The following is a 25458-nucleotide window of genomic DNA, read 5'->3' as shown; positions in this document are numbered from 1 at the left end:
GGACGCAGTCAAGTGGGTTCCGGTTGCGCGCGGCTTCCGTTATCCGCCCGATACGCACGCAGGTCACAAGTGCTACGACACGTGTCCGATTGCTATCGGATCGTGATGCTCAGATTCCCCTCAGATGTAATGACGCTGGTCGGGGCCGCTCACTACTGTCCTCCGAAACCGAGGAGGACGGAGCCTGAGAGCGATGACCGAAGTATCGGTGGCCAAGGAAGACGCGGCCCCGCCCGGCGAACTCGTCGTCCTGAAGAATGTCAACAAGCACTTCGGCGCGTTGCACGTACTCCAGGACATCGATCTGACGATCGCGCGCGGCGAGGTCGTCGTGGTCATCGGGCCCTCCGGGTCCGGAAAGTCGACCCTGTGCCGCACCATCAACCGTTTGGAGACGATCGACGGGGGCAGCATCACGATCGACGGGAAGCCTCTGCCTGCGGAGGGCAAGGCGCTGGCGCGGCTGCGGGCCGACGTCGGCATGGTCTTCCAGTCGTTCAACCTGTTCGCGCACAAGACAGTGCTCGAGAACGTGATGCTGGGCCAGGTCAAGGTCCGCAGGGCCGACAAGAAGCAGGCCGAGGAGAAGGCCCGCACCCTCCTCGACCGGGTCGGCGTGGGCACCCAGGCCGACAAGTACCCCGCCCAGCTTTCGGGCGGCCAGCAGCAGCGCGTCGCCATCGCCCGGGCGCTGGCGATGAACCCGAAGGTCATGCTCTTCGACGAGCCGACGTCGGCTCTCGACCCCGAGATGATCAACGAGGTCCTGGAAGTCATGCAGCAGCTCGCCCGGGACGGCATGACCATGATCGTCGTCACCCATGAGATGGGCTTCGCACGATCGGCTGCAAACCGCGTGGTGTTCATGGCGGACGGACGAATCGTCGAAGAGGCTGCGCCGGAACAGTTCTTCAGCAACCCGCGCAGCGACCGTGCCAAGGACTTCCTGTCGAAGATCCTGCACCACTGACGCCTCTCCGACGCGCATCCGCACCGCCCTCAGTCCTTCATCACTCTTAAGGAAGTCGACATGAAGCTTCGCAAGGTCACCGCCGCCTCGGCCGTCGTACTCGCGCTCACGCTGTCCGCCACCGCCTGCGGCGGCGACAACAAGGACGAGGGCGGCAGCAGCTCCACCGGTGGCAGCGGCGGCGGCAAGATCAAGATCGGCATCAAGTACGACCAGCCCGGCCTCGGCCTGAAGAAGCCCGACGGATCCTTCGCCGGCTTCGACGTGGACGTCGCCACCTATGTCGCCAAGCAGCTCGGCTACGAGCCGGACCAGATCGAGTTCGTCGAGACCAAGAGCGCCGACCGCGAGAACGCCCTCGCCCGCGGCGACGTGAAGTTCATCGCCGCCACCTACTCGATCACCGACGAGCGCAAGCAGAAGGTGGACTTCGCCGGCCCGTACCTGCTGGCCCACCAGGACCTGCTGGTCAAGTCGGACTCGGACATCTCCAAGGGCACGGACCTCAACGGCAAGAAGCTGTGCTCCGTGACCGGTTCCACCTCGGCACAGAACGTCCAGAAGTCGATCGCCCCCAAGGCGAACCTGAGGGAGTACAGCACCTACTCGGAGTGCATCGCCGGCCTGCAGAGCGGCGCCGTGGACGCCGTGACGACGGACGACTCGATCCTCGCCGGCTTCGCCGCGCAGGACCAGTACAAGGGCAAGTTCAAGCTCGCGGGCCTCAAGCTCAGCAACGAGAACTACGGCGTCGGCGTCAAGAAGGGCGACACCGCGACCCTCGACAAGATCAACAAGGCGCTGGAGCAGATGGTCAGCGACGGCTCGTGGCAGAAGGCGGTCGACGCCAACTTCGGCCCGGCGGACTACAAGAACGAGCCCGCTCCGAAGATCGGCGTCATCGTCCCGAACGCCTCGTAAGCACCGTCCAGCCCAGCGGGGTTTCCTGCGGCACGCCGCCGTCCGTCGCGATCACGGCGGCGGCGCGCCCCGCCCTCCACATACGCCACCCACCCGGAAGCGCGGGAGATCGTGTTCGACTTTCTTGAAGGTTACGACGTCCTCGGGGCGTTCTGGATGACGGTGAAACTCGCCGCCCTCTCCGCCGTGGGCTCCCTGATCTGGGGCACCCTGCTGGCCGCCATGCGGGTCAGCCCGGTCCCGCTGATGCGCGGGTTCGGCACCGCCTACGTCAACATCGTCCGGAACATCCCCCTGACGGTCATCATCCTCTTCTGCTCGCTCGGCCTGGCCGACGTCTTCGGTGTCACCATGGGCTCCGAGGACTTCAAGATCCAGGGCTTCCGGCTGGCCGTGCTCGGTCTGGTCGCCTACACCGCCGCCTTCGTCTGTGAGGCGCTGCGCTCCGGCATCAACACGGTGCCGCTCGGACAGGCGGAGGCAGCCCGGGCCATCGGGCTGAACTTCAGCCAGACCCTGCGGCTCGTCGTCCTGCCGCAGGCCTTCCGCGCGGTCATCGGCCCGCTGGCCAACGTCCTGATCGCGCTCACCAAGAACACCACGGTGGCGGCCGCCATCGGCGTCGCCGAGGCCGCCTACCTGATGAAGACGATGATCGAGAACGAAGCGCAGACGCTGGCCATCGGCGCGGTCTTCGCGTTCGGGTTCGTGGTACTGACCCTGCCGACCGGCCTCATCCTGGGCTGGCTGGGCAAGCGACTGGCGGTGAAGCGATGAGCTCGGTCCTCTACGACACGCCCGGCCCCCGCGCCAGACGGCGCAACGTCCTCTTCTCGGTGCTCTTCTGCGTCCTTCTCGTCCTGCTCCTGTGGTGGGTGTGGCAGAAGATGGAGGCGAAGGACCTCCTCACGTCCGCGCAGTGGAAGCCGTTCACCGAGTCGCAGGCGTGGACGACCTACCTGCTCCCCGGCCTCGCCGACACCCTGAAGGCCGCGTCGCTCTCCATGGTGATCGCCCTTCCGCTCGGCGCCGTCTTCGGCATCGCCCGGCTGTCCGAGCACCGGTGGGTACGCGCCGTGTCCGGCACGGTGGTGGAGTTCTTCCGGGCCATCCCGGTGCTGCTGCTGATGCTGTTCGCCAACGAGTTCTATGCCCGCTCCACGGACGTCACCAGCGAGGACCGGCCCCTCTACGCGGTCGTCACCGGTCTCGTGCTCTACAACGCGGCCGTCCTCGCCGAGATCGTCCGGGCGGGCATCCTGTCCCTCCCCAAGGGCCAGACGGAGGCGGCGTACGCCATCGGTCTGCGCAAGGGTCAGACGATGAGCAGCATCCTGCTGCCGCAGGCGGTCACCGCCATGCTCCCGGCGATCGTCAGCCAGCTGGTGGTCATCGTGAAGGACACGGCGCTCGGCGGTGTGATGATCGGGTTCACCGAGCTGCTCAACTCGCGTGGCACGCTCGCGGCGTTCTACGCCAACCCGATCCCCAGCTTCATCGTGGTCGCGGCCATGTTCGTCCTGCTGAACTTCCTGCTGACCAGCTTCGCGAGCTGGCTGGAGCGCCGCCTGCGGCGCAGCAAGCGCGGCACCGGCGCGGTGCTCGGCGTCGAGGACGTGGACGAACTCAACGCGGCCGAGGTCGGCGGCTCCTACGGCACCGGCGCGGGCGGCACCATCTGACCCACCCTCAACTGGCGTGACCGGGACAAAGGCAGTGGCGTGCGCGCCACTGCCTTTCGTCGCTTGACGCAAACAACGACAATGGGTTGCATACGTTCTGTGATCGTGCACCCTGCTCCAACCTGTTGTTCACTCACGTCCCCGAGGACACCGTCGAAGGCAGGGAGCGCCACGCCGTGGACCCGGTGATCATCGTCGGAGCAGGGCCGGTGGGGCTCACCCTCGCCCTGGCTCTGGCCCGCCAGGAGGTGCCGTCCGTCGTCCTCGACGAGGGACCGGGCCAGGACGAGCCACGGCTCGCGCGCACCGTCGTGCTGCGCGAGGACACCGCCGCCCTCATGGAGCGGCTCACCGGGATCTCCCTGGACGAGGCGGGCTTGCGCTGGACCGGATGGCGGGCGATGCGCCGTCGGCAGGTGACGCGGGAGGTCACGTTCGGGGACGGCGAACCGGCCCCGCTGCACATCGCCCAGCATGTGCTGACCGGCGCCCTGCGCGCCGCCCTCGCCGGCGAGCGGCTCGTGGAACTCGCCGTGGACAGCCGCCTGGACACGATCGAGCAGGAACCTTCCGCTGTCACGGCCCACACCCGCGGCCCTCAGGGCACCTGGTGGCGCGGCAGCCATCTGATCGGCTGCGACGGCCCCCGCTCCACGGTCCGCAAACTCCTCGACATCCGCTTCCCCGGCCGTACGGCGGTGGAGCGACACGCCGTGGCCGCGCTGCGCGCGGACCTTCCGTGGGACGGCGAGGCGTTGCTCCACCGGTCACCGCCGTGGCGGATGACCGGTCCCTCCGCCGGGGAGGTCACCGCCCGTCCGCTGCCGGACGGCGTCTGGCGCCTGGACTGGCTGCTCCCGCCCGGCAAGGACCTCGTCACCCCCGAGCTGCTGCTGACCCGCGTCCGCGAGACCCTGACGGGCTGGAGCGACGGCCCGACACCGGAGTACGAACTGCTCGACACCGGCGTGCACACCGTGCACCACCGGCTCGCCCGCCGCTGGCGCGTGGGCCGGGTCCTCCTCGCCGGTGACGCCGCGCACCTGCTCGGCACCCTCGGCACGCAGGGGGTCGACGAGGGGCTGCGCGACGCCGACAACCTCGCCTGGAAACTGGCTCTGACCTGGCATCACGGTCCGCACGAGGCGCTGCTGGACAGCTACCAGGCCGAGCGCCGCGCGGTCGTCGCCGCCCGGCTGCGCGCGGCCGACCAGGTGCTGCCGCTGCTGCGCGGGGGCGGCGGCATAAGGTCGTACGTGCCCGGCACGGCTCGCGGGCACGACGTGCTGCTCACCGACGGGCATCTGGGGCGCGGTCAGCTGGGCACGCCGGGCGGCCATGCCGGCTCGCCGCTCGCGCCCCGGCTCCTGGAGGCCGAAGTACCCGTGGGCACCCCTGCGGGCGCGCCGGTCGAGGACGTGCGGGTGACCGCCGAGGACGGCTCCTTCGTACGGCTGCGGGACCGGCTCGGCCGGGGCGCGCTGCTCGTCGTGCTGATCGCGCCGGGTACGGGTGTGTGGGAGCGCCGGCACTGGGTGAGCGCCGGGATCATGCCCCGGCTGGCCGCCGCCGTGACGGCCCTGCCGAGCCCGGCCGAGCTGCTGGTGGCCGAGAGCTACCCGGGCGCGGCCGCCCACACCGTGCTGCTGGTGCGGCCCGACGGGCACCTGGTCACCGCGTTGAACGGGGTGCGCCCGGCCGACCTGTACGCGGCGGCGGAGGCGGCGGTCGGCGGCAAGGCGTCGGAGGAGGCGACGGCAGGCTCGGCGGCGCAGTGAGCGGGACCCTCGCCACCCCGCGCTTTTCGGTACGACAACCGGAGGAGCGTACTCATCGTCACCGTGCTGTCCGCATGGTGACGTTCGGTTGACCGGTCACCACCGGCGTGGTCTACTCCCGGTCGTGACCGACACCGATGTGCGCCTGTGGCGGAGGGTCCATATGGACCTCGTCCGCTATGCGGGCTGCGTGTGTCGTCCGTCCTGCTGAACTCGCATCCCCCTCTTCCACCGGCGTGCGCCGCCGATGCGTCTGTGCGCTCGTGCGCCGCCGCGCGCTCCCGCGAACGTTCTCAGGACGGTACCCGTGTCTGTCTCCCCCTCCGTGTCCCCGGCCGTGGCCGCGCCCACCCAGGCCGACCTCCTCGACTTCGTCCGGCGCACGGCCGCCGACGCCCGGCTGATCGCCTCCCTCCCCCTCGACCCCGAGGGCCGCACCTGGGTGCGCCTGGAGGGGCCGGGCGGAAGCGAGGCCTGGCTGATCGGCTGGCCGCCCGGAACGGGCACCGGCTGGCACGACCACGCGGACTCGGTGGGGGCCTTCACCACCGCACAGGGTGAGCTCAAGGAGTACTCGCTGGCCGTGCGGCTGCCCACCGACGGCTGGAAGACCCTGGAGCTGACGGACGGCGTGGACCGGGAGCGCACCCTGCCGGCCGGCCGGGGCCGCGCGTTCGGACGCCACCACGTCCACGAGGTCCTCAACGAGTCCACCGAGGAGCACGCCGTCTCCGTCCACGCCTACTACCCGCCGCTGCCGCGCATCCGCCGCTTCAGCCGTACGGGACAGATCCTCCGTCTGGAGCAGGTCGAGCGCCCCGAGGACTGGCAGTGAGCGGCACCGGGGTCCTCGGCACCCAGGAGCAGCCGCAGCGTCCTCGGTAGGGGGAGAGCGCCGCTCCGGAGCCGGTCCGGAGCGCGGTGATCAGCGGGCTGACGGGGTGGCTCATGCGTCTGCGCAGGGCTCAGACCCCGTCCTCCGTCAAGAACTCGGTGTCCTCGCCCTCATCCTCCAGCGCCTGCCGGACCACCCGCAGGGCCATGCCCTCCGAGTAGCCCTTGCGCGCCAGCATGCCCGCAAGGCGGCGGAGCCGCTTGTCGCGCTCCAGACCACGGGTCGAGCGCAGCTTGCGGGCGACGAGGTCGCGTGCGGTCTCCTCCTCCCGCTCGGAGTCGAGCTGGGAGACGGCCTCGTCGATCAGCGTTGAGTCGACCCCCTTGGTCCGCAGCTCCTGCGCGAGCGCGCGCCGGGCCAGCCCTCGGCCGTGGTGCCGGGACTCCACCCAGGCGTCCGCGAAGGCGCTGTCGTTGATCAGCCCGACCTCCTCGAACCGCGAGAGCACCTCCTCGGCCACGTCGTCCGGGATCTCCCGCTTGCGCAGGGCGTCGGCCAGCTGCTTCCGCGTGCGCGGGGTCCCGGTGAGCAGGCGCAGGCAGATCGCCCGCGCCCGCTCAGCCGGGTCTCCCGAAGGCTCCCCCTTCTCGGCCCTCGACGAGGAGAAGGCGCCTCCGTCCTCGGCGGACGGTTCCCCGAAGCCGCGGCGACGACGTCCGCGCCCGCCGCGCGGACCGCCCTCGCCGCCACGTCCGGCCGCCCGGCCGCCACGGTGCGGGCCGTCACCGCCCGCGCCGTCACCGCCGTACCGGCCGCCGTCACCATCGCCCGGGCCGCCGTCCAGCCGGTCGTCGCCCCGGGCGGGGCCGTCGTGGCCCCCGCCCCCCGGCTCCCAGGGGGCGCCGGGACGGGCGTCGTACTCGGCCCAGTCCGTTCGTCGTGTCACGGATCAGCTCTTGGCGGTCGCGGCCTTGGTCTTGGCGGTCTTGGCGGCGGGAGCCGGAACCGTCTTGGCGTCGTCCGCGGGCGCGCCCGGGGCTGCCGCGGCGTCCGTGCCCGGCTCCGCCGCGGGCTCCTCGGGGCGCACGCCGACGCCGAGCTTCTCCTTGATCTTCTTCTCGATCTCGTTGGCGAGATCGGGGTTGTCCTTCAGGAAGTTGCGGGCGTTCTCCTTGCCCTGGCCGAGCTGGTCGCCCTCGTAGGTGTACCAGGCGCCGGCCTTGCGGACGAAGCCGTGCTCCACGCCCATGTCGATCAGGCCGCCCTCGCGGCTGATGCCCTGGCCGTAGAGGATGTCGAACTCGGCCTGCTTGAAGGGCGGCGCGACCTTGTTCTTGACGACCTTGCAGCGGGTGCGGTTGCCGACCGCCTCGGTGCCGTCCTTCAGGGTCTCGATGCGGCGGATGTCGATGCGCACCGAGGCGTAGAACTTCAGCGCGCGGCCACCGGTCGTGGTCTCCGGGGAGCCGAACATCACGCCGATCTTCTCGCGGAGCTGGTTGATGAAGATCGCGGTGGTCTTGGACTGGTTGAGCGCGCTGGTGATCTTCCGCAGCGCCTGGCTCATCAGACGGGCCTGCAGACCGACGTGGCTGTCACCCATCTCGCCCTCGATCTCCGCGCGCGGGACGAGCGCGGCGACGGAGTCGATGACGATCAGGTCGAGGGCACCGGAGCGGACCAGCATGTCCACGATCTCCAGGGCCTGCTCGCCGTTGTCGGGCTGGGAGAGGATGAGGTTGTCGATGTCGACGCCGAGCTTGCGCGCGTACTCGGGGTCGAGGGCGTGTTCCGCGTCCACGAAGGCGACCTGGCCGCCGGCCTTCTGCGCGTTGGCCACGGCGTGCAGGGTCAGTGTGGTCTTACCGGAGGATTCCGGTCCGTAGATCTCCACGACACGGCCGCGCGGCAGACCGCCGACGCCGAGGGCCACGTCGAGCGCGGTCGACCCGGTCGGGATGACCTCGATGGGCTCCTTCGACCGCTCGCCCATGCGCATGACCGCGCCCTTGCCGAACTGCCGTTCAATCTGTGCGAGAGCGGCATCCAGGGCCTTCTCGCGGTCGGTTCCTGCCATGGGTTCCACCCGGTTTGCTTGAGTCGATCGCTTCACGTCAAAGACGCTAACGCCTGCCACTGACAATGCGCCCCGACGCCGGTCCGGCCTGTGGATAACTCGGGTACTTACCTACCCGAACCGGGACATAATTCCCGTCGCGGGCCTTGCCGGATCCCCCATAAGAATGGATGTTCGATTTTCGTGTCAAGCGGCACCCGTACCGGCATCCGTCCTCCGAGGGCGGCCGCCGCCGCGAGCGCCTCAGTCCGAGCCGTTGCCCGGCCTGTCCCCCGAGCCGTTCTCCGCGTCGTCCCTCCGCCCGGTCCCCCGCCGCTGCCGCGCACTCGCCCACAGACCCCGCGCGCGCCGGAGCAGCCGCGGGCCCTCGCCCCGGCGGTGGTGGCCGTGGACGCGGGGGTCGTCGGTGACGGCGTACCGCTTCACGTACGCGCCCAGGAACGCCTGGAGGGTGGCGACGGCCGGGATGGAGATCAGGGCGCCGACGGCACCGAGGAGGGCGGTGCCGGCGATGACCGAGCCGAAGGCGACCGCGGGGTGGATGTCGACGGTCTTGGAGGTCAGCTTGGGCTGGAGCACGTAGTTCTCGAACTGCTGGTAGACCACGACGAAGAGCAGCACCCACAGCGCGTACAGCGGGGAGACGGTGAAGGCGATCAGCATGGGCAGGGCGCCCGCGAGATAGGTGCCGATGGTGGGGATGAACTGCGAGACCACGCCCACCCACACGGCGAGCACGGGCGCGTACGGGATGCCCAGCGCCTCCAGGAGTACGTAGTGCGCGGCCCCCGAGATCAGTGCCATCAGACCGCGTGAGTACAGGTAGCCGCCGGTCTTGTCGACGGCGATCTCCCACGCGCGCAGCACCTCGGCCTGCTTGGCGGGCGGCAGCACGGAGCACAGCCCACGCCGCAGACGCGGTCCGTCCGCGGCGAAGTAGAACGAGAACAGGGCGATCGTCAGCAGCTGGAAGAGACCGCCGAGGACCTGTGTGGAGACGTCGAGGACGCCGGCGGCGCTGTTCTGCGCGTACTTCTTCAGCCAGTCCGAGTGGAGCAGGCCCTCCTGGATGTCCACGCGCCGCAGCTCGGTGTGGAACGTGGTGTTGACCCAGTTGATCACGGAGTCGAGGTACTCCGGGAAGCCCTCGATCATCTTGATGATCTGCCCCGCGAGCATCGAGCCGAGCAGCGTGAAGAAACCGGCGACCACGATCAGCAGACCGAAGAAGACCAGGAACGTGGCGAGCCCCCGGCGTATCCCGCGGGCGGCCATCCGGCTCACCGCCGGTTCCACGGCGAGGGCGAGGAAGAACGCGATGAGTATGTTGAGCAGCAGGCCGATGAGCTGGTGGAAGGCCCAGGTGCCCAGCTGGAACACACCGAGGAGCGCGAGCGCGAGCACCATCGCCCGCGGGAGCCAGCGCGGCATGCGCTCGCCCGAGGCGACGGCACCGTCGGCCGGGGGCCGGTCGGGCGGCGTCGTGCCGGACGGGGATGCGTGCCGGGCGGCCTGCCCGGTCTCGTCAGTGGGTGCCACGGGTCAAGTCTCGCCTACGCCACCGACAATGCGGGACCCCGGGTGATCTTCCCTCCGGATCAGCGCCGCTCGTGCGGAACGTTCATCACCGCGCAGACCACGCGCCAGACGTCCTTGGCCTCCCAGCCGTCCGCCAGCGCCTCGTGCACGGTGCGCCCGCCGAGTTCCGTCATCACATGATCACGTGCGAACGTCTCGGCGTACCCCGCGCCGAAGTGCTCGTCCATCCGCTGCCAGAAGACCGTCAACCGCATGACTCCAGTATCCCGCGCCCGGGGGTGGCCCCCGCCATGAGCGCCTGGCGAGACCGCTTTCCGCCCTACGGTCTGACGCATGGCCGAAACCGGAGCATCCCCACTCCCCCCGACGCCCTCGGCGCGCTCCCCGCTCTTCCGCGCCGAGCACTTCGTGTGGCTCACCGCGCGCGTGCTGGAGCAGCGCCTGTTCGCCCACGACTTCCTGCGCGGCGGCGCCGACGCCGTCGAGGCGGCGCTCGACGCCTACCGCAACGAGGACGGCGGGTACGGCCACGCGCTGGAACCCGACCTGCGGGGCCCCGTGAGCCAGCCGCTGCACACCGCGCACGCCCTGCGCGTCCTGGACTCCATCGGCCGCCTCGGCGGGCAGCGGGTGGAGCGGGTGTGCCGCTACCTCACCTCCGTCTCCACCGCCGACGGCGCGCTGCCGGCGGTGGATCCCGGCCAGCGCGGATACCCCGCCGCCCCCTTCATCCCGATCGTGGACGACCCGCCCAGCGACCTGCTGGCCACGGCCCCCGTGGTCGGCCTGCTGCACCGCAACGACGTCTGGCACGCCTGGCTGTTCCGGGCCACGGACTTCTGCTGGCAGGCGGTGGACTCCCTGGAACACTCGCACCCGTACGAGATCGAGGCGGCCGTCACCTTTCTGGACTCCGCCCCGGACCGCCCGCGCGCGGAGGCGGCCGCCGACCGTCTGGGCCGCCTGGTCCGCGCCCAGCGCCTCGCCGTACTGGACCCGGACCGCCTGGACGCCTACCCGGTGGCCCCCGGCTACGCCCCGGGCGAGCACCACTTCCCGCACGACTACGCGCGCACTCCGCAGTCCCTCGCGCGCGCGTGGTTCACGGACGACGAGATGGCCCGCTCCCTGGACTTCCTCGCGGACGAGCAGCGGGAGGACGGCGGCTGGCCCGTCCGCTGGCGCCAGTGGGCACCGGCGCCCGCCCTGGAGGCGCGCTCCGCGGTGACGATCGAGGCCCTGCGCACCCTGAGGGCCCACGGCCGCGCGATCGGCTGAGCACGGACAGCGGCGCCTGACCCGGGGCTCCCTCACCCGCCCAGGGCGCGCACCCCCGCCGTGACCACCACGGCTGCCGCGACCACGAGCAGAAAGGGGGCCCGCAGCACCAGCGCCACGGCGGCCGCGGCGAGCCCCGCGGCCCGCGCGTCGAGGACGAGCGCAGGCCCGTCGGCGAAGGTCTGCTGAGCCGTGAGAGCGGCCAGCAGGGCCACGGGGAGCAGGGCGGCGAGCCTTCTGACCAGAGGCCGCTCCAGAACCCCCGCCGGCACCAGCAACCCGGCGAGCTTGACGGCGTAGCACCCCACGGCGGTGGCGAGTATCGCGATCCAGACGCCCATCACCCACGCTCCTCGTCCCGTGCGCTCCTGCGCCGTCCCTGGGCGTACAGAACGGCCGGCGCGGCGAGCGCGGCCACCAGCACGGGCACCCCGGCCGGCACCACGGGCAGCAGCCCGAGCCCCAGCAGCACCGCGAGCCCGGCGACGGCGCGCTCCGTGCCGGTCCTCAGCATGGGCGCGAGCAGGGCAAGGAAGACCGCCGGCCCGGCCGCGTCGAGTCCCCACGCGTCCGTGTCCCCGATCGCCTCGGCCCCGAGCGCGCCCAGCAGGGTGGTGAGGTTCCACAACACGTACAGGCTCACCCCGGTGACGGCGAAGCCGATCCGGGCCGCACGCCGCCCGCTCTGGGCCAGCGACACGGCGGCCGTCTCGTCGATCACCCACTGCGCGGCCGGCGGACGCACCGCGCGCGGAAGCACCAGCACCTCCGACAGCCGCAGTCCGTAGAACGCGTTGCGCACCCCCAGGAAGAAGGCGCCCGCGGCCGCGGTGAGCGGATTGCCGCCCGCCGCCAGCGCGCCGACCAGGGCGAACTGGGAGGCGCCGGTGAACACCAGCAGACTCAGCGCACAGGTCTGCCACACGGTGAGTCCGCTGCCCGCCGAGGTCACGCCGAAGGCGAACCCGGACAGTCCCACGGCGACGCCGACCCCGAGGGCGTCCCGCACCACGGCCGAGTCCGGCTTTCCGACGGGCCCGGCCCCCACCACCGACACAGCTGTCTGTTCTTCTTGTCGCACCCTTCGGACGCTAGAACGGCTCCACCCGCGCGTCTTGTACGTTCTTGCGCTCACGCTGGTACGCGCCCGGGGGCACGCCCACGATCCGCGCGAAGTGACGGTTGAGGTGCGGCTGATCGGTGAACCCCACCGCGACGGCCGCCTCGGCGGGGGCCGTCCCCGCGTCCAGCAACCGCCGCGCCCGCCGCACGCGCGCGTCCGTCAGCCAGGTGTGCGGGGGCATCCCGTACACCTCACGGAACGCCCTCAGCAGGGCGAACGGACCGGTACCGAGGTCCGCGGCCAACTGCTCCAGCGTCGGCGGCTCGGCCATCCGCTCCTCCAGCACGTCCCGCGCGCGGACCGCGAACCGCGCCCCCGCCGTTCGCACCCGGCGCTGCGGCAGCGCTCCGCCGTTCAACCGGAGCAACCGTGTCACCGCCACCCGCAGCAGGGTGTCGGCGGCCAGCGCGTTGCCCTCGTCCGCGGCCCGCAGCACCTGGTGCACCAGCCCCACGGCGTACGGATCGTCGAGCACCGGACGGACGAATCCCACAGTGCCGCGCAGCCCCGTCGTCTCCGCCGCGATCCCCGCCACGACCTCCGGCGAGGGGTACACCGCCCCGTACCGCCACCCCTCGGGCACCCCCGCCCGCCCGGTGTGCGGCGTGTCCGGATTGACCAGGGCCAGCGCACCCGCGCCCGCGTACTGATCCCCACCACCGTGCTGGAAGACCTCCACCCCTTCGGCGATGGCGGCGATCACGAAGTGCTCATGGGTGTGCCGCACGAACGTCTTCCGCACATACCGGGCCCGCAACAGGTCCACACCCGGCAACTCGGCGTACTGCCAGTGCCGCGCCAGCTCACCAGACCCGGTCCCCACCACACCTCCCATTCTCCGCGCGCCCCCGCCGGGCGCCCACCCGCACCCGAGCGGACGCCCGACACGACGACCCGGCCCACCCGCCACCACGGCCCCGGGCACATACCCGCAGGTCACAGCCATTGTCACTCCCCGGGTGCAGGATGGACGCATGGCGAGCTCCGCACACGAGGCCCTCAGCGCCTTCTCCCCCGCGACCCGCGGCTGGTTCACGGGCGCCTTCTCCGCGCCCACGCCGGCCCAGGCAGGCGCATGGCAGGCCATCGCCGCGGGCTCGGACGTCCTGGTGGTGGCCCCCACCGGCTCCGGCAAGACCCTCGCCGCCTTCCTGGCCGCCCTGGACCAGCTCGCCTCCACTCCTCCGCCGGCCGACCCCAAGAAGCGCTGCCGGGTCCTCTACGTCTCCCCCCTCAAGGCCCTGGCCGTCGACGTGGAACGCAACCTCCGCAGCCCTCTCACCGGCATCCGCCAGGAGTCCGTCCGCCTCGGCCTGCCCGAACCCGAGGTCAAGGTGGGCATCCGCTCCGGCGACACCCCGCCCGCCGAGCGCCGCGCCCTCGCCACCCGCCCCCCGGACATCCTGATCACCACGCCCGAGTCCCTGTTCCTGATGCTGACGTCGGCCACCCGCGACGCGCTGACGGGCATCGACACGGTCATCCTGGACGAGGTCCACGCCGTCGCCGGCACCAAACGCGGCGCGCACCTGGCCCTCACCCTGGAGCGACTCGACGAGCTGCTCCCCCGGCCGGCCCGGCGCATCGGCCTCTCCGCCACCGTCCGTCCGGTCGACGAGGTCGCCCGTTACCTCTCGCCGCACCGCAAGGTGGAGATCGTCCAGCCGAAGTCGGGCAAGGAGTTCGACCTGTCGGTCGTCGTCCCCGTGGAGGATTTGGGCGAGCTGGGGGCCTCCCCCGTCGCCGACGGTTCCGAGGGAGCGGAACGCCCCTCGATCTGGCCGCATGTGGAGGAGCGGATCACGGACCTCATCCAGGCCCACCACTCCACGATCGTCTTCGCGAACTCCCGCCGCCTGGCCGAGCGCCTGTGCAACCGCCTCAACGAGATCGCCTACGAACGCGCCACCGGCCAACCCCTTGAGGAGCACCACGCCCCGGCGGAACTCATGGGCGGCTCAGGAGCTGCCCAGGGCGCCCCGGCCGTCATCGCACGCGCGCACCACGGCTCGGTCTCCAAGGAACAGCGCGCCCTGGTCGAGGAGGACCTCAAGGCGGGCCGCCTCCCCGCGGTGGTCGCCACCTCCAGCCTGGAGCTGGGCATCGACATGGGCGCGGTGGACCTGGTGGTCCAGGTGGAGTCCCCGCCCTCCGTGGCCTCCGGCCTCCAGCGCGTGGGCCGCGCGGGACACCAGGTGGGGGCGGTCTCCACCGGTGTGGTCTTCCCCAAGTACCGCGGCGACCTGGTCCAGGCGGCCGTGGTCACCGAGCGCATGCGCACCGGGTCCATCGAGTCCCTGCGGATCCCCGCCAATCCCCTGGACGTCCTGGCACAGCAACTCGTGGCAATGACCGCCCTGGACACCTGGCAGGTGGACGACCTGCTGGCCACGGTGCGCCGGGCCGCCCCCTTCGCCTCCCTCCCCGAGTCCGCGTTCATGGCCACCCTGGACATGCTCGCGGGCCGCTACCCCTCCGACGCCTTCGCCGAGCTGCGCCCGCGCGTGGTGTGGGACCGCGTCGCCGGTACGGTCACCGGCCGCCCCGGCGCCCAGCGGCTGGCCGTCACCTCCGGCGGCACGATCCCCGACCGCGGTCTGTTCGGCGTGTTCCTCGCAGGCGCCGACCCCAAGAAGGGCGGCGGCCGGGTCGGCGAGCTCGACGAGGAGATGGTCTACGAGTCCCGCGTGGGTGATGTCTTCACCCTCGGCACCAGCTCCTGGCGCATCGAGGACATCACCCGCGACCGCGTGCTGGTGTCACCCGCCCCCGGCGTCCCGGGCCGCCTCCCGTTCTGGAAGGGCGACCAGCTGGGCCGCCCCCTGGAGCTGGGCCGCGCCGTGGGCGCGTTCCTGCGCGAGGTCGGTTCCCTGCCGAAGGACGACGCGCGGCTGCGCCTGCTCACCGCGGGCCTGGACGCGTGGGCGGCCGACAACGTGCTCTCCTACCTGGACGAACAGCGCCAGGCCTGCGGCCATGTCCCCGACGACCGCACGATCGTCGTGGAGCGCTTCCGCGACGAGCTCGGCGACTGGCGGGTCGTCGTCCACTCCCCCTTCGGCGCCCAGGTGCACGCGCCGTGGGCGCTCGCGCTCGGCGCGAAGCTCTCCGAGCGGTACGGCATGGACGCCCAGGTCATGCACGCCGACGACGGCATCGTCCTGCGTCTGCCGGACGCCGACCTCATGGGCCTCGACCTGCTCGACCAGGCCCCCGTGAAGGCCGGCACGGAGTACGACGCGGACCAGGCCCCCGTCGGGGCGGCGGACGTCGTCTTCGACAAGGGCGAGGTCGACCAGATCGTCACCGACCAGGTCGGCGGCTCCGCCCTGTTCGCGGCCCGCTTCCGGGAGTGCGCCGCCCGTGCTCTCCTGCTGCCCCGCCGCAACCCCGGCAAGCGCACCCCGCTGTGGCAGCAGCGCCAGCGGGCCGCGCAACTGCTCCAGGTGGCGAGCGAGTTCGGCTCGTTCCCGATCGTCCTGGAGGCGGTCCGCGAGTGCCTCCAGGACGTCTTCGACGTCCCCGGCCTGGTCGAGCTGATGGGCGATCTGGAGTCCCGCAAGGTCCGCCTGGTCGAGGTCACCACCCCCGAACCGTCGCCCTTCGCTCGCTCGCTCCTCTTCGGGTACGTCGCCCAGTTCCTGTACGAGGGCGACTCACCCCTCGCCGAGCGCCGCGCCGCCGCCCTCTCGCTGGACTCGCGGCTGCTGGCCGAGCTGCTCGGCCAGGCGGAGCTGCGCGAACTGCTCGACGCCGAGGTGCTCACCGAGCTCGAACAGGAACTCCAGTGGCTCACCGAGGACCGCCGCGCGAAGGACACCGAAAGCGTCGCCGACCTCCTTCGTCTCCTCGGTCCGCTGACCGACGCCGAACTGGCACGGCGCGGCGCCGAACCGCACTGGGCGCAAGAACTGGCCTCGGCGCGGCGCGCCATCCGCGTCCGCGTCGCAGGCGCCGACCACTGGGCGGCCATCGAGGACGCGGGCCGGCTGCGCGACGCGCTCGGCACCGCGCTCCCCGTGGGCGTCCCCGAGGCGTTCACCGAGCCGGTGAAGGACCCGCTCGGCGACCTCCTCGCCCGCTACGCCCGTACCCACGGCCCGTTCACCTCGGCCACCGCGGCCGCCCGCTTCGGCCTCGGCGTGGCCGTCACCGAGGGCGCCCTGCAGCGGCTCGCGGCGAGCGGGCGCGTCGTCCAGGGCGAGTTCCACCCGGCCGGCATCGGCCAGGAGTGGTGTGACGCGGCCGTCCTGCGCAGACTGCGCCGCCGTTCGCTGGCCGCCCTGCGGCACGAACTCGAACCGGTGCCGCCGCCCGCCCTGGCCCAGTTCCTGCCCCAGTGGCAGCACATCGGCAAGGGTCACTCCCTGCGCGGCCCGGACGGTCTGGTGCGCGCCGTCGAACAGCTCCAGGGCTCCTCCGTGCCCGCCTCGGCCCTGGAGAAGCTCGTCCTGCCCTCCCGGGTCACGGACTACACCCCCGCCATGCTCGACGAGCTCACCGCCGCCGGAGAGGTCGTCTGGGCGGGCGCGGGCGCGCTCCCCGGCAAGGACGGCTGGGTCTCCCTGTACATGGCGGACGCGGCCCCGCTGCTCCTGCCCCCGCCCCACCCCCTGGAGCTGACGGCCCTGCACCAGTCCGTCCTGGACGCCCTCTCCGGGGGCTACGGTCTGTTCTTCCGCCAGATCGCCGACCAGGTCCGCGCCACCACCCACCCCGACGCCACCGATCCGCAACTCGCCGACGCCGTCTGGGACCTGGCCTGGTCCGGCCGCCTCACCAACGACACCCTGACCCCGATGCGCTCCCTGCTGGGCTCGGGCCGCACGGCCGGCTCCACCGCCCACCGCGCCAAGCGCACGATCCCCCGGGGCCGCTACGGCTCCCTGACGGCGGCCGCCCGCCCCGCCTCCCGCAGCGGCCCCCCGACCGTCGCCGGCCGCTGGTCCCTCCTTCCGGCCCTCGAACCCGACCCCACCGTCCGGGCCCACGCCCTCGCCCGCACGCTCCTCGACCGGCACGGCGTGGTGACCCGGGGCGCGGTCGCGGCCGAAGGAGTCGAGGGCGGCTTCTCGGCGACGTACCGCATCCTGTCCGCCTTCGAGGAAAGCGGACAGGCCCGGCGCGGCTATGTCGTCGAGGGCCTCGGCGCCGCGCAGTTCGCGATGGACGGTGCCGTGGACCGGCTGCGCGCGGTGGCCAACGCCCGCGACCGCAGCGAGCCCCTGCCCGGCCCGTCCGGCGCGCAGACCGCCGTCCCCGACCCGTTCACCTCCGACGCCTTCACCGACGCGTTCACCGACGGCTTCCCGCCCCTGGACACGCAGTGGGAGACCCCTGTCCCCGACGGTCCCTTCGCGGCACCGGGCGAGTACGGCTCCCCGCGCGACTTCGCCTCCCCCGGCGCGGGCGGCCCCCGCGGCGGGGGCGACGGTTTCCCGCAGGGCCCGGCCTCCTCGTACGGACCAACCGCTCCCCACCGTCGCCGCGACGCCCCCTCACCCGCCTCCCGGGCGGTCGTCCTCGCCGCCGCCGACCCCGCGAACGCGTACGGCGCCGCCCTGAGCTGGCCCGAGCCGCCTACGGGCGCCGGACACAAGCCGGGCCGCAAGGCGGGGTCCCTGGTCGTGCTCGTCGACGGCGAGCTCACGCTCTACATGGAGCGCGGCGGCAAGACCCTGCTGGCCTGGCCCTCCGCACCGGACGCGGCGGACAACCCCACCGACGACCCCCGCCTGCGGGACGCGGCCGAGGCCCTGGCCCTGTCCGCCCGCGCGGGCTCCCTCGGCACGGTCACGGTCGAGCGGATCAACGGCGCCTCGGCCCTGACGTCCCCCATAGGCGTCCTCCTGGAGGGAGCGGGCTTCATCGCGACCCCCCGGGGCCTGCGGCTGCGCGCATGAGGCCTGACGTCCCAGCCCGGGGTGCGGCCCGCGTGCCACCCTTGACGCATGCCCGAAGGTGACACGGTCTGGCAGACCGCGAAGCGACTGCACGGCGCGCTCGCGGGCAGGGTGCTGACCACCAGCGACTTCAGGGTCCCCAAGTACGCCACGGTGGACCTGACCGGCCGGCACGTCCTGAACACGGTGCCGCGCGGCAAGCACCTGCTCACGCGGGTCGAGGGCGGCCTGACCCTGCACACCCACCTGCGCATGGAAGGCGCCTGGAAGGTCTACGGCACCGGCGAGCGCTGGAAGGGCGGCCCGGCGCACCAGATCCGGGTGATCCTCGGTACGGCCGACCGCGCCGCGGTCGGCTACCGCCTCCAGGTCATACGGCTGCTGCGCACCACCGAAGAGGAGAGCGTGGTCGGCCACCTCGGCCCCGATCTCCTCGGCCCGGACTGGGACCCCGACCTCGCGCTCGCGAACCTCCTCGCCGACCCCGCCCGCGCCCTGGGGGAGGCGCTGCTCGACCAGCGCAACCTCGCCGGCATCGGCAATGTGTACAAGAGCGAGCTCTGCTTCCTGCTCGGCGTCACCCCCTGGCTCCCCGTCGGCGCGCTTCCCGAAGAACGCGCCGCGAAGCTGCCCGGCCTCGCCCAGCGGCTGCTGGAGGTGAACCGCGACCGCCCGGTCCGCCGGACCACGGGCCTGCGCGACCAGGACCTGTTCGTGTACGGCCGCGCACCCCGTCCCTGTCTGCGCTGCCACACCCGGATCCGGGTGGCCGACCAGGGCGACGGGTCTCAGGAGCGCCCCACGTACTGGTGCCCCACCTGCCAGTCGGGTCCCGCCCCGGCGCCGGGTTCCCCGCAGCGCTGGCGTGAGCGCTACCACCGTACGACCAATTGACGACCCGTCAGAAACCCTCGTACCGTCCCCTCATGGCCGTGAAGGCGTACGACCTCACCGGACGCACCGCATTCGTCACCGGCGCCGCGAGCGGGATAGGCCGCGCCTGCGCCCTTCTGCTCGCCCGGGCCGGCGCCACCGTGCACGGCGCGGACCTGGACGCCCAGGGCCTGCACGAGACCGAGACCCTGATCAAGGGCCAGGGCGGCACCGCCCACACCCATCATCTCGACGTCACCGACCGCGCCCAGGTCCGCCGGGCCGTGGAGTCCTGCGAGCGGCTGGACGTGATGGCGGCCGTCGCCGGGATCATGCACCGCAGCCCCGTCCTGGAGACCCGCGACGAAGACCTCGACCGGGTGCTGGCCGTCAATTTCAAGGGTGTGCTGTACGCCTGCCAGGAGGCCGCCCGGCTGATGCTCGCCCGCGGCACCGGCGGCAGCATCGTCACCATGGCCTCGGGCGCCGTGGACACCGGTGGCTCCGGACTGCTCTGCTACGGCGTCGCCAAGGCGGCGGTGGTCCAGCTGACGAAGACCCTGGCGACCGAGGTCGGCCGGCACGGCATCCGCGTCAACGCCGTCGCCCCGGGCTGGATCCGCACCCCCATGACCGACCGCCACGACGACGGCGCACAGGCGCAGACCGAGGCGCTCATGGCGCGTATGGCGCCCCTGGGCCGCGTCGGCGAGCCGGAGGACATCGCCCATGCCGTACTCCACCTGGCCTCCGACGCGTCGGCCTTCACGACCGGCCAGACCCTCCGCCCGAACGGCGGCGTGTCCATGCCCTGGTGAACCCGCGCCTCGCAGCACCGCACCCCCAGGCCCACCACGGGCCACAGCACGCGTCAGATGTCACGCACCCCGCACCAGGCGCTCTGGAGGCTCCGCCCACTCGGCCCGCCCCCACCCGCCGGACGCCCCTCATGCCCCTCACGGCCCTTCCTGCCGCTCCCGACGCCCCGCTCCCGGCGCCCCGTACTCGTCACCCGCGCCCCTCGCCACGCCCCGCGCCCCGTCACAGTCCGCGCCCCGCACTCCCGACCCCGAGCCCCTCCTCCGCCACCCGCCAGGCCGCTCTCCACCGCCCCACCGCGACCGCCCCCACCGCCTGTGCCTTGGCCACGCAGTGCACCGGCAGCAGACTCAGCCCCCACCCGCCGGCCGCGATCGTGCCCTCCAGCGCCCCCGCACCGGGCGCCACGGCGAGCCTCAGGACGGCCCACCACCACACGGCGCCGAGTCCGAGAAGCACACCCCGGCGCGCTATGCGGCCCGCCACGACGTCACCTCCAGCCCACCGCCGGGAACGCCGTACCGGCCCCCGGGACCCGTCCGCGCGTGCTGCGCCTCATGCGTTCTCCGCCTGGAACATCCAGTGATGCTTCTCGAGGTCGGCGGTGATCCCGATGAAGATGTCCTGGCTGACGGGATCCGCCTCCTCCGTCGCCGCCACCCGTTGCCTCATCCGGGTGATCGCCGCGCCCAGAGCCGCCACGAGCGCCCCCACCGCGTCGGAGTCCTTGATCCAGCCCTGGGCCACCACGCCGAGCCCGCTGCCGCTCGCGACCGTGGCGGCACGGCCGTCCGGCGAGACCCCCAGCGCCGAGGCGCGCTCGGCGACCGTGTCGGAATGAGCGCGCGCGACGTCCACGACCTCGTCGAGCTGAAGATGGACGGACCGGAACCGGGGCCCGACGACGTTCCAGTGGACCTGCTTGGCCACGAGCGAGAGGTCGATCAGATCGACGAGCGCTCCCTGCAACGCCTCGGCGACGGTCTTCAGGCCGGCGTCGGACAACGGGCTCTTCACGACGTTCATCGCTACCTCCGGTGTGAGGCGACCGTCATGCCCCTCCACGATGACCGCAGGGCACCTCACCGGCAAACGGACGCGAAAAACCCCGACCGCACCCCTCCGGGTCTCCCCGGAGGCGCCCCGGCCGGGGCCTCACACAGTGCCCGGAGCACGTCCCGTCCAAGGACACACCCGCGGGCGGAACCTCACGCGGCGACCACGTCCACCGCCTCGGCGGGCGCCTTGATGGTCACCCGCTCCGGTGGCACACCGGTCACCGACACGGAACCCAGCATCGGGCGAACCGACGTGGGCACAGGCTCGCTGGGGGTGGCCGCAGCAGACTGGGCCAGCTCGGCGAGGGCGAGTTCGTCGCTCACTTCCCGCATGAGCTCGGACATCCGTACGTCCAGCGCGTCGCAGATCGCGGAGAGCAGTTCGGAGGAAGCCTCCTTCTGCCCCCGCTCCACCTCGGAGAGATAGCCGAGTGAGACTCGGGCGGACGAGGAGACTTCGCGCAGAGTACGGCCCTGGCGCTGGCGCTGCCGACGCAGCACGTCACCCAGCAGGCGACGGAGCAGAATCATCGGTGGCTCCCTCCTCGGACCGCGTAGCCGCATCCTTCACGCCCCACCGTACCGCCTCGCGCTGCGGCCGTGCGGGGAGCGATGTCGTGTTCACTCAGGGCTGCAAACATCAAAACCCCCCGTTCTGTTCCGTATCCTGTGCCCGCTCATTCCCGGTGTGTTCGCCCGCAAGCTCTGTCAGAAGCAGTGCGAGCACGCTCCGTACACTCTCTCTACGAATTTCCGCGCGGTCGCCGTTCAACCGCAGGGCCGCCACTTTTCCGCCAGGGGCGGAACCGGATTCCGGCCCGAAGGGGCCGTCCACGGCCACGAAGACCGTGCCGACGGGCTGGCCGTCCTGGGGATCGGGGCCGGCGACGCCGGTGGTCGCGATGCCCCAGTCGGCGCCGAGCGCCTTGCGCACTCCGGCGGCCATCTGGGCGGCGACCTGCGGATCCACCGCTCCGCGCGCGGCCAGCAGGCCCGCGTCCACCCCGAGCAGTTCCTGCTTCAGCTCGGTCGCGTAGGCCGTGACGGAGCCACGGAAGGCCTGGGAGGCCCCGGGCACCGATGTGATCTCCGCCGCGACCAGGCCACCGGTCAGCGACTCGGCCACAGCGAGCGTCTCGCCCTTCACCGTGAGTAGTCGCACCACGTCGGCGGCCGGGGAATTCACGCTTCCGTCTCCTCCGACGCCGCCCTGCGCTCGGCGATGCCCTGCCTGCGCAGCACAATGGCCTGTCTTACGTAGTCGAGCCCGGTCACCACGGTGAGGACGACGGCCGCCGCCATCACCCACCACCTCAGGGTGGCGAGCCAGCCCGTCAGCGCCAGGATGTACATCCCGACGGCCACGCCCTGCGTGAGCGTCTTGAGCTTGCCGCCCCGGCTCGCCGGGATGACGCCGTACCGGATGACGAGGAAACGCATCAGCGTGATCCCGAGTTCCCGGCCGAGGATCACGATGGTCACCCACCACGGCAGGTCGCCGAGCGAGGAGAGGCAGATCAGCGCCGCTCCCATGATCGCCTTGTCGGCGATGGGGTCGGCGATCTTCCCGAAGTCGGTGACGAGGTTGTAGGTGCGCGCCAGATGTCCGTCGAACAGGTCGGTGATCATGGCGACGGCGAAGGCCGCCCAGGCGAACGACCGCCAGGCCGGGTCGTAGCCGCCGTCGGCCAGCATCAGCATGACGAAGCCGGGCACCAGGATCAGCCTGAGCATCGTCAGCAGGTTGGCGATGTTCCAGACACTCGCCTGGTTGACGGCCGCGGCGGCCAGCTTGCCGCCGCGCGGGGACTTGCCCGCGGCACCCTGCGCCTCGGCGTCGGCGGCTCCCCGGGAGCCGCTGCCACCGGCGGCGGTGGCGGGGCCGGCAGCGGCAGACGGGTCGACGGCGCCGGAACCGGCGGCGGAAACGTCCGCCGCGCCGGTCCCGGGCGCCCGCGAGGAGCCGCCGGCAGCCGATGCCGGTGCACCCGTCATCTGCCCGCCTCCTCACTACACCCGAACGAGCCCTGCAGGGGCTCGGCCACCAGGTCGACACCTTCCGTGCCGACCACCTTCGCCTCGACCATACGACCGACACTCAGGCCTTCGCCCGGTGTGAGCAGCACCTGGCCGTCGGTCTCCGGCGCCTGGTGCGCCCCACGTCCGTGCACGCCGTCCTCGTCCACGGACTCCACGAGCACGTGCACCGTCTCGCCCAGGCGCTCCTCGGCCCGCTGGGACACGAGTTCCTCGGCGAGCCGGGAGACGCGGGCGAGCCGCTCGGCGACGACGTCCTCGTCGAGCTTGTTCTCGTAGGTGGCGGCCTCGGTGCCCTCCTCGTCGGAGTACCCGAAGACCCCGATGGCGTCCAGCCGCGCGCCGTTCAGGAAGCGCTCCAGCTCGGCCAGGTCGGCCTCGGACTCGCCGGGGAAGCCCACGATGAAGTTGGAGCGCACGCCCGCCTGGGGTGCCTTGCTGCGGATGGTGTCGAGCAGCTCCAGGAACCGGTCGGTGTCGCCGAAGCGGCGCATCGCGCGCAGCACATCGGGGGCGGAGTGCTGGAAGGACAGGTCGAAGTAGGGCGCGACCTTGGGCGTGGACGTCAGGACGTCGATGAGCCCCGGCCGCATCTCGGCCGGCTGGAGGTAGCTGACGCGCACCCGCTCCAGGCCGTCGACCTCCGCCAGCTCGGGCAGCAGGGTCTCCAGCAGACGGATGTCGCCCAGGTCCTTGCCGTAGGAGGTGTTGTTCTCGGAGACCAGCATGATCTCCTTGACGCCCTGCTCGGCCAGCCAGCGCGTCTCGTTGAGGACATCGCCCGGCCGGCGCGAGATGAAGGAGCCGCGGAAGGACGGGATGGCGCAGAACGAGCAGCGCCGGTCGCAGCCGGAGGCGAGCTTCACCGAGGCGACGGGGGCTCCGTCGAGGCGGCGGCGCAGGGGCGCGCGGGGGCCGGACTGCGGGGCGAGGCCTTCCGGCAGGTCCACCGGGGCGCCGTGCCCGGGCAGGGCCACATCGGTCGCGGACTGCCGCTCCGCCGGGCTGATCGGCAGCAGCTTGCGCCGGTCGCGCGGGGTGTGGGAGGCGTGGATGCCGCCGTTCAGGATGGTCTGGAGGCGGTCGGAGATGTCCGCGTAGTCGTCGAAGCCGAGCACGCCGTCGGCTTCGGGGAGGGCTTCGGCGAGTTCCTTGCCGTAGCGCTCGGCCATGCAGCCCACCGCCACGACGGCCTGGGTTCTGCCGTGCCCCTTGAGGTCGTTGGCCTCCAGGAGGGCGTCGACGGAGTCCTTCTTGGCGGCCTCGACGAAGCCACAGGTGTTGACGACGGCGACGTCCGCGTCCTCGGCGTCCTCGACGAGCTGCCAGCCGTCCGCCTCCAAACGGCCTGCGAGCTCCTCCGAGTCCACCTCGTTACGGGCGCAGCCAAGGGTGACGAGTGCGACGGTACGGCGTTCAGGCATGGGCTCAAGACTACTTTGTCCCGCCGACACCGAACGTCGACGGGGTTGGCGATCATGGCCAACCCCGTCGGATCACTTGTGTCTCCCGGGTCTCACCCGGCCTGCGGGTCGCCCTTGGTGTACGTCAGGCGTTCCACCGCGCCGGGCTGGAAGTTGTCGTCGATCTTCTTGCCGTTGACGAACAGGTCGATCGCGCCGGCGTCGCCGAGGACGAGGTTGATCTTCTCGCTGTCCTGGAAGGTCTTGGAGTCGCCCTGCTTGAGCAGTCCGTCGAACAGCAGCCGGCCGTTGTGGTCCTTGGCGGAGATCCAGCTGCGGCCGTCGGTCGCGCTGACCTTGACGGTCACCTTGTCCTGGGGCGCGGCCGCGATGGCGCTGTCGGAGGGCTCGGGCGGGGTGTCGGCGGACTTGTCGGTCTTGGGGGTGGGCGAGGCGGTGTCGCCGGCCGCGGGCGTGGTGCCCTCGGCGACGGACTCCTTGGATCCGCTGTCGTCGCCGCCCTTGAAGGCGGTGAAGCCGACGAAGCCGACCACGGCCACGATCGCGGCGACCATCGCCGCCGTCCAGTTCGGTCCGCGTCGCTCGGGGCGGATGCGTTCCGCCTCGAACAGCGGCGCGGCCGGGGTGGGAGCCGGACGGCCGCCGTGGGTGGCGTCGTAGTGTTCGATCAGCGGACCGGGGTCGAGCCGCACGGCCCGGGCCAGGGTCCGGATGTGCCCGCGCGCGTACACGTCCCCGCCGCAGGGGGCGAAGTCGTCCGACTCGATGGCACGGATGATGGTGATGCGGACCCGGGTGGCGGTACTGACGTCGTCGACGGTCAGCCCGGCGGTGATGCGCGCCTGGCGCAGGGCACGACCGATCGAGAAGGGGGCTTCCTCGGACGGGTCTTCGAACGGACGCTCGTCTTCAGGGGAGTTGCCGATGGACACGGGGGCGCCTTTCGAGCGTGTAGCCACCTGTGCTGGAGGTTCAGTCTAGGGGGGGTGCCAAAGGGACGGGCAACCGGACGGTACGACTTTGTACGCCATCGGCATGGCCGGTCACGCCGACGACGGGCCAGACACGGCCCCGGTTGAAAGCCGTACCTGTCCTCTCGCTCAACTGGACGTACACCAAAGGGAAACGGTTGCCCTGCTGT

25 protein-coding genes are annotated in these 25458 nt (G+C 72.0%); 11 read left to right on the top strand and 14 right to left on the bottom strand.

The features are described 5' to 3' along the window. The first annotated feature begins 193 nt into the window (after positions 1–193). The 7 genes from ACFY2L_RS34105 (at position 194) to ACFY2L_RS34075 (ending at position 6186) form a co-directional block, all read left to right on the top strand. On the top strand, positions 194–970 hold the full coding sequence (locus tag ACFY2L_RS34105; RefSeq protein ID WP_390661935.1) for an amino acid ABC transporter ATP-binding protein: 777 nt from the start codon (positions 194–196) through the stop codon (positions 968–970). Positions 971–1030: 60 nt separating this feature from the next. Then, positions 1031–1891: a glutamate ABC transporter substrate-binding protein gene (locus ACFY2L_RS34100; protein ID WP_390824274.1), complete on the top strand. Its 861-nt coding sequence runs from the start codon at positions 1031–1033 to the stop codon at positions 1889–1891. A 111-nt stretch (positions 1892–2002) separates the two neighbouring features. Next, complete coding sequence (locus ACFY2L_RS34095) at positions 2003–2668, top strand: amino acid ABC transporter permease (protein WP_390824273.1); 666 nt, start codon at positions 2003–2005, stop codon at positions 2666–2668. Then, on the top strand, positions 2665–3573 hold the full coding sequence (locus ACFY2L_RS34090) for an amino acid ABC transporter permease (protein ID WP_390824272.1): 909 nt from the start codon (positions 2665–2667) through the stop codon (positions 3571–3573). Before ACFY2L_RS34095 ends, ACFY2L_RS34090 begins: the two co-directional genes overlap by 4 nt. Positions 3574–3749: 176 nt before the next feature. Continuing rightward, positions 3750–5351 carry an FAD-dependent monooxygenase gene (locus ACFY2L_RS34085; RefSeq protein ID WP_390661971.1) on the top strand — a complete coding sequence of 534 codons (1602 nt, stop codon included), beginning with the start codon at positions 3750–3752 and terminating at the stop codon, positions 5349–5351. A gap of 124 nt (positions 5352–5475) precedes the next feature. Next, positions 5476–5562 (top strand): putative leader peptide, encoded by an 87-nt coding sequence (locus tag ACFY2L_RS34080; protein WP_311605579.1) that lies wholly within the window; start codon positions 5476–5478, stop codon positions 5560–5562. Positions 5563–5658: 96 nt separating this feature from the next. Continuing rightward, positions 5659–6186 carry a cysteine dioxygenase gene (locus ACFY2L_RS34075; protein ID WP_390661939.1) on the top strand — a complete coding sequence of 176 codons (528 nt, stop codon included), beginning with the start codon at positions 5659–5661 and terminating at the stop codon, positions 6184–6186. Positions 6187–6316: 130 nt separating this feature from the next. Here the strand turns inward: ACFY2L_RS34075 and recX are convergent, their stop codons facing one another. The 4 genes from recX to ACFY2L_RS34055 all read right to left on the bottom strand — a co-directional run bounded on the left by recX (position 6317) and on the right by ACFY2L_RS34055 (position 10056). After that, positions 6317–7132, bottom strand: coding sequence for a recombination regulator RecX (recX, locus tag ACFY2L_RS34070; protein WP_390824271.1), 816 nt, complete (start codon positions 7130–7132; stop codon positions 6317–6319). Positions 7133–7135: 3 nt separating this feature from the next. After that, complete coding sequence (gene recA, locus ACFY2L_RS34065; RefSeq protein WP_390661941.1) at positions 7136–8263, bottom strand: recombinase RecA; 1128 nt, start codon at positions 8261–8263, stop codon at positions 7136–7138. A gap of 243 nt (positions 8264–8506) precedes the next feature. Beyond that, the gene (locus ACFY2L_RS34060) at positions 8507–9802 is read right to left on the bottom strand and encodes an AI-2E family transporter (protein ID WP_390824270.1); all 1296 of its coding nucleotides are present in this window, start codon (positions 9800–9802) and stop codon (positions 8507–8509) included. 59 nt (positions 9803–9861) lie between these two features. Continuing rightward, on the bottom strand, positions 9862–10056 hold the full coding sequence (locus tag ACFY2L_RS34055; protein WP_390661943.1) for a DUF3046 domain-containing protein: 195 nt from the start codon (positions 10054–10056) through the stop codon (positions 9862–9864). A gap of 79 nt (positions 10057–10135) precedes the next feature. Here ACFY2L_RS34055 and ACFY2L_RS34050 point away from each other — a divergent pair, with 79 nt between their 5' ends. Continuing rightward, the gene (locus ACFY2L_RS34050; protein WP_390661944.1) at positions 10136–11080 is read left to right on the top strand and encodes a hypothetical protein; all 945 of its coding nucleotides are present in this window, start codon (positions 10136–10138) and stop codon (positions 11078–11080) included. A 32-nt stretch (positions 11081–11112) separates the two neighbouring features. On the opposite strand, the gene ACFY2L_RS34045 is transcribed toward ACFY2L_RS34050, so the two are convergent. From ACFY2L_RS34045 to ACFY2L_RS34035, 3 genes are read right to left on the bottom strand one after another with little or no spacing between them, the layout of a single operon-like run. Further along, the gene (locus ACFY2L_RS34045) at positions 11113–11421 is read right to left on the bottom strand and encodes an AzlD domain-containing protein (protein WP_390824269.1); all 309 of its coding nucleotides are present in this window, start codon (positions 11419–11421) and stop codon (positions 11113–11115) included. Beyond that, positions 11421–12161, bottom strand: coding sequence for an AzlC family ABC transporter permease (locus ACFY2L_RS34040; RefSeq protein WP_390824268.1), 741 nt, complete (start codon positions 12159–12161; stop codon positions 11421–11423). Before ACFY2L_RS34040 ends, ACFY2L_RS34045 begins: the two co-directional genes overlap by 1 nt. Before the next feature lie 10 nt (positions 12162–12171). Next, positions 12172–13038: an AraC family transcriptional regulator gene (locus ACFY2L_RS34035; RefSeq protein ID WP_390661947.1), complete on the bottom strand. Its 867-nt coding sequence runs from the start codon at positions 13036–13038 to the stop codon at positions 12172–12174. A gap of 139 nt (positions 13039–13177) precedes the next feature. Between ACFY2L_RS34035 and ACFY2L_RS34030 the strand changes: the two genes are divergently transcribed. From ACFY2L_RS34030 to ACFY2L_RS34020, 3 genes are read left to right on the top strand one after another with little or no spacing between them, the layout of a single operon-like run. After that, positions 13178–18106, top strand: coding sequence for an ATP-dependent helicase (locus tag ACFY2L_RS34030; RefSeq protein ID WP_390824267.1), 4929 nt, complete (start codon positions 13178–13180; stop codon positions 18104–18106). A gap of 48 nt (positions 18107–18154) precedes the next feature. After that, a complete protein-coding gene (locus tag ACFY2L_RS34025) occupies positions 18155–19000 on the top strand; it encodes a DNA-formamidopyrimidine glycosylase family protein (RefSeq protein ID WP_390824266.1) in 846 nt (281 codons plus the stop codon). A 32-nt stretch (positions 19001–19032) separates the two neighbouring features. Further along, positions 19033–19797: an SDR family NAD(P)-dependent oxidoreductase gene (locus ACFY2L_RS34020; RefSeq protein WP_390824265.1), complete on the top strand. Its 765-nt coding sequence runs from the start codon at positions 19033–19035 to the stop codon at positions 19795–19797. Positions 19798–20020: 223 nt separating this feature from the next. Here ACFY2L_RS34020 and ACFY2L_RS34015 read toward each other — a convergent pair whose 3' ends face one another. The 7 genes from ACFY2L_RS34015 to ACFY2L_RS33985 all read right to left on the bottom strand — a co-directional run bounded on the left by ACFY2L_RS34015 (position 20021) and on the right by ACFY2L_RS33985 (position 25249). Then, positions 20021–20284, bottom strand: coding sequence for a hypothetical protein (locus ACFY2L_RS34015; RefSeq protein ID WP_390824264.1), 264 nt, complete (start codon positions 20282–20284; stop codon positions 20021–20023). A 69-nt stretch (positions 20285–20353) separates the two neighbouring features. Next, on the bottom strand, positions 20354–20824 hold the full coding sequence (locus tag ACFY2L_RS34010; protein ID WP_390824263.1) for a Dps family protein: 471 nt from the start codon (positions 20822–20824) through the stop codon (positions 20354–20356). A gap of 182 nt (positions 20825–21006) precedes the next feature. After that, the gene (locus tag ACFY2L_RS34005) at positions 21007–21387 is read right to left on the bottom strand and encodes a helix-turn-helix domain-containing protein (protein WP_015657463.1); all 381 of its coding nucleotides are present in this window, start codon (positions 21385–21387) and stop codon (positions 21007–21009) included. A 109-nt stretch (positions 21388–21496) separates the two neighbouring features. After that, entirely contained in the window at positions 21497–22042 is a 546-nt protein-coding gene (locus ACFY2L_RS34000) for a CinA family protein (protein WP_390661953.1), read from the bottom strand. Next, complete coding sequence (pgsA, locus tag ACFY2L_RS33995; RefSeq protein WP_390824262.1) at positions 22039–22851, bottom strand: CDP-diacylglycerol--glycerol-3-phosphate 3-phosphatidyltransferase; 813 nt, start codon at positions 22849–22851, stop codon at positions 22039–22041. The genes ACFY2L_RS34000 and pgsA overlap by 4 nt, the downstream gene beginning before the upstream one ends. Continuing rightward, positions 22848–24317: a 30S ribosomal protein S12 methylthiotransferase RimO gene (gene rimO / locus ACFY2L_RS33990; protein WP_390661955.1), complete on the bottom strand. Its 1470-nt coding sequence runs from the start codon at positions 24315–24317 to the stop codon at positions 22848–22850. Before rimO ends, pgsA begins: the two co-directional genes overlap by 4 nt. Before the next feature lie 92 nt (positions 24318–24409). Beyond that, positions 24410–25249, bottom strand: coding sequence for a helix-turn-helix domain-containing protein (locus ACFY2L_RS33985; protein ID WP_390661956.1), 840 nt, complete (start codon positions 25247–25249; stop codon positions 24410–24412). Positions 25250–25458 lie beyond the last annotated feature (209 nt).

Source organism: Streptomyces sp. NPDC001381 (genome assembly GCF_042895685.1).
GTDB lineage: Bacteria > Actinomycetota > Actinomycetes > Streptomycetales > Streptomycetaceae > Streptomyces.
Note: the sequence above shows the minus strand (reverse complement) of the source record. Positions and strands in the feature narration are given on the sequence as shown.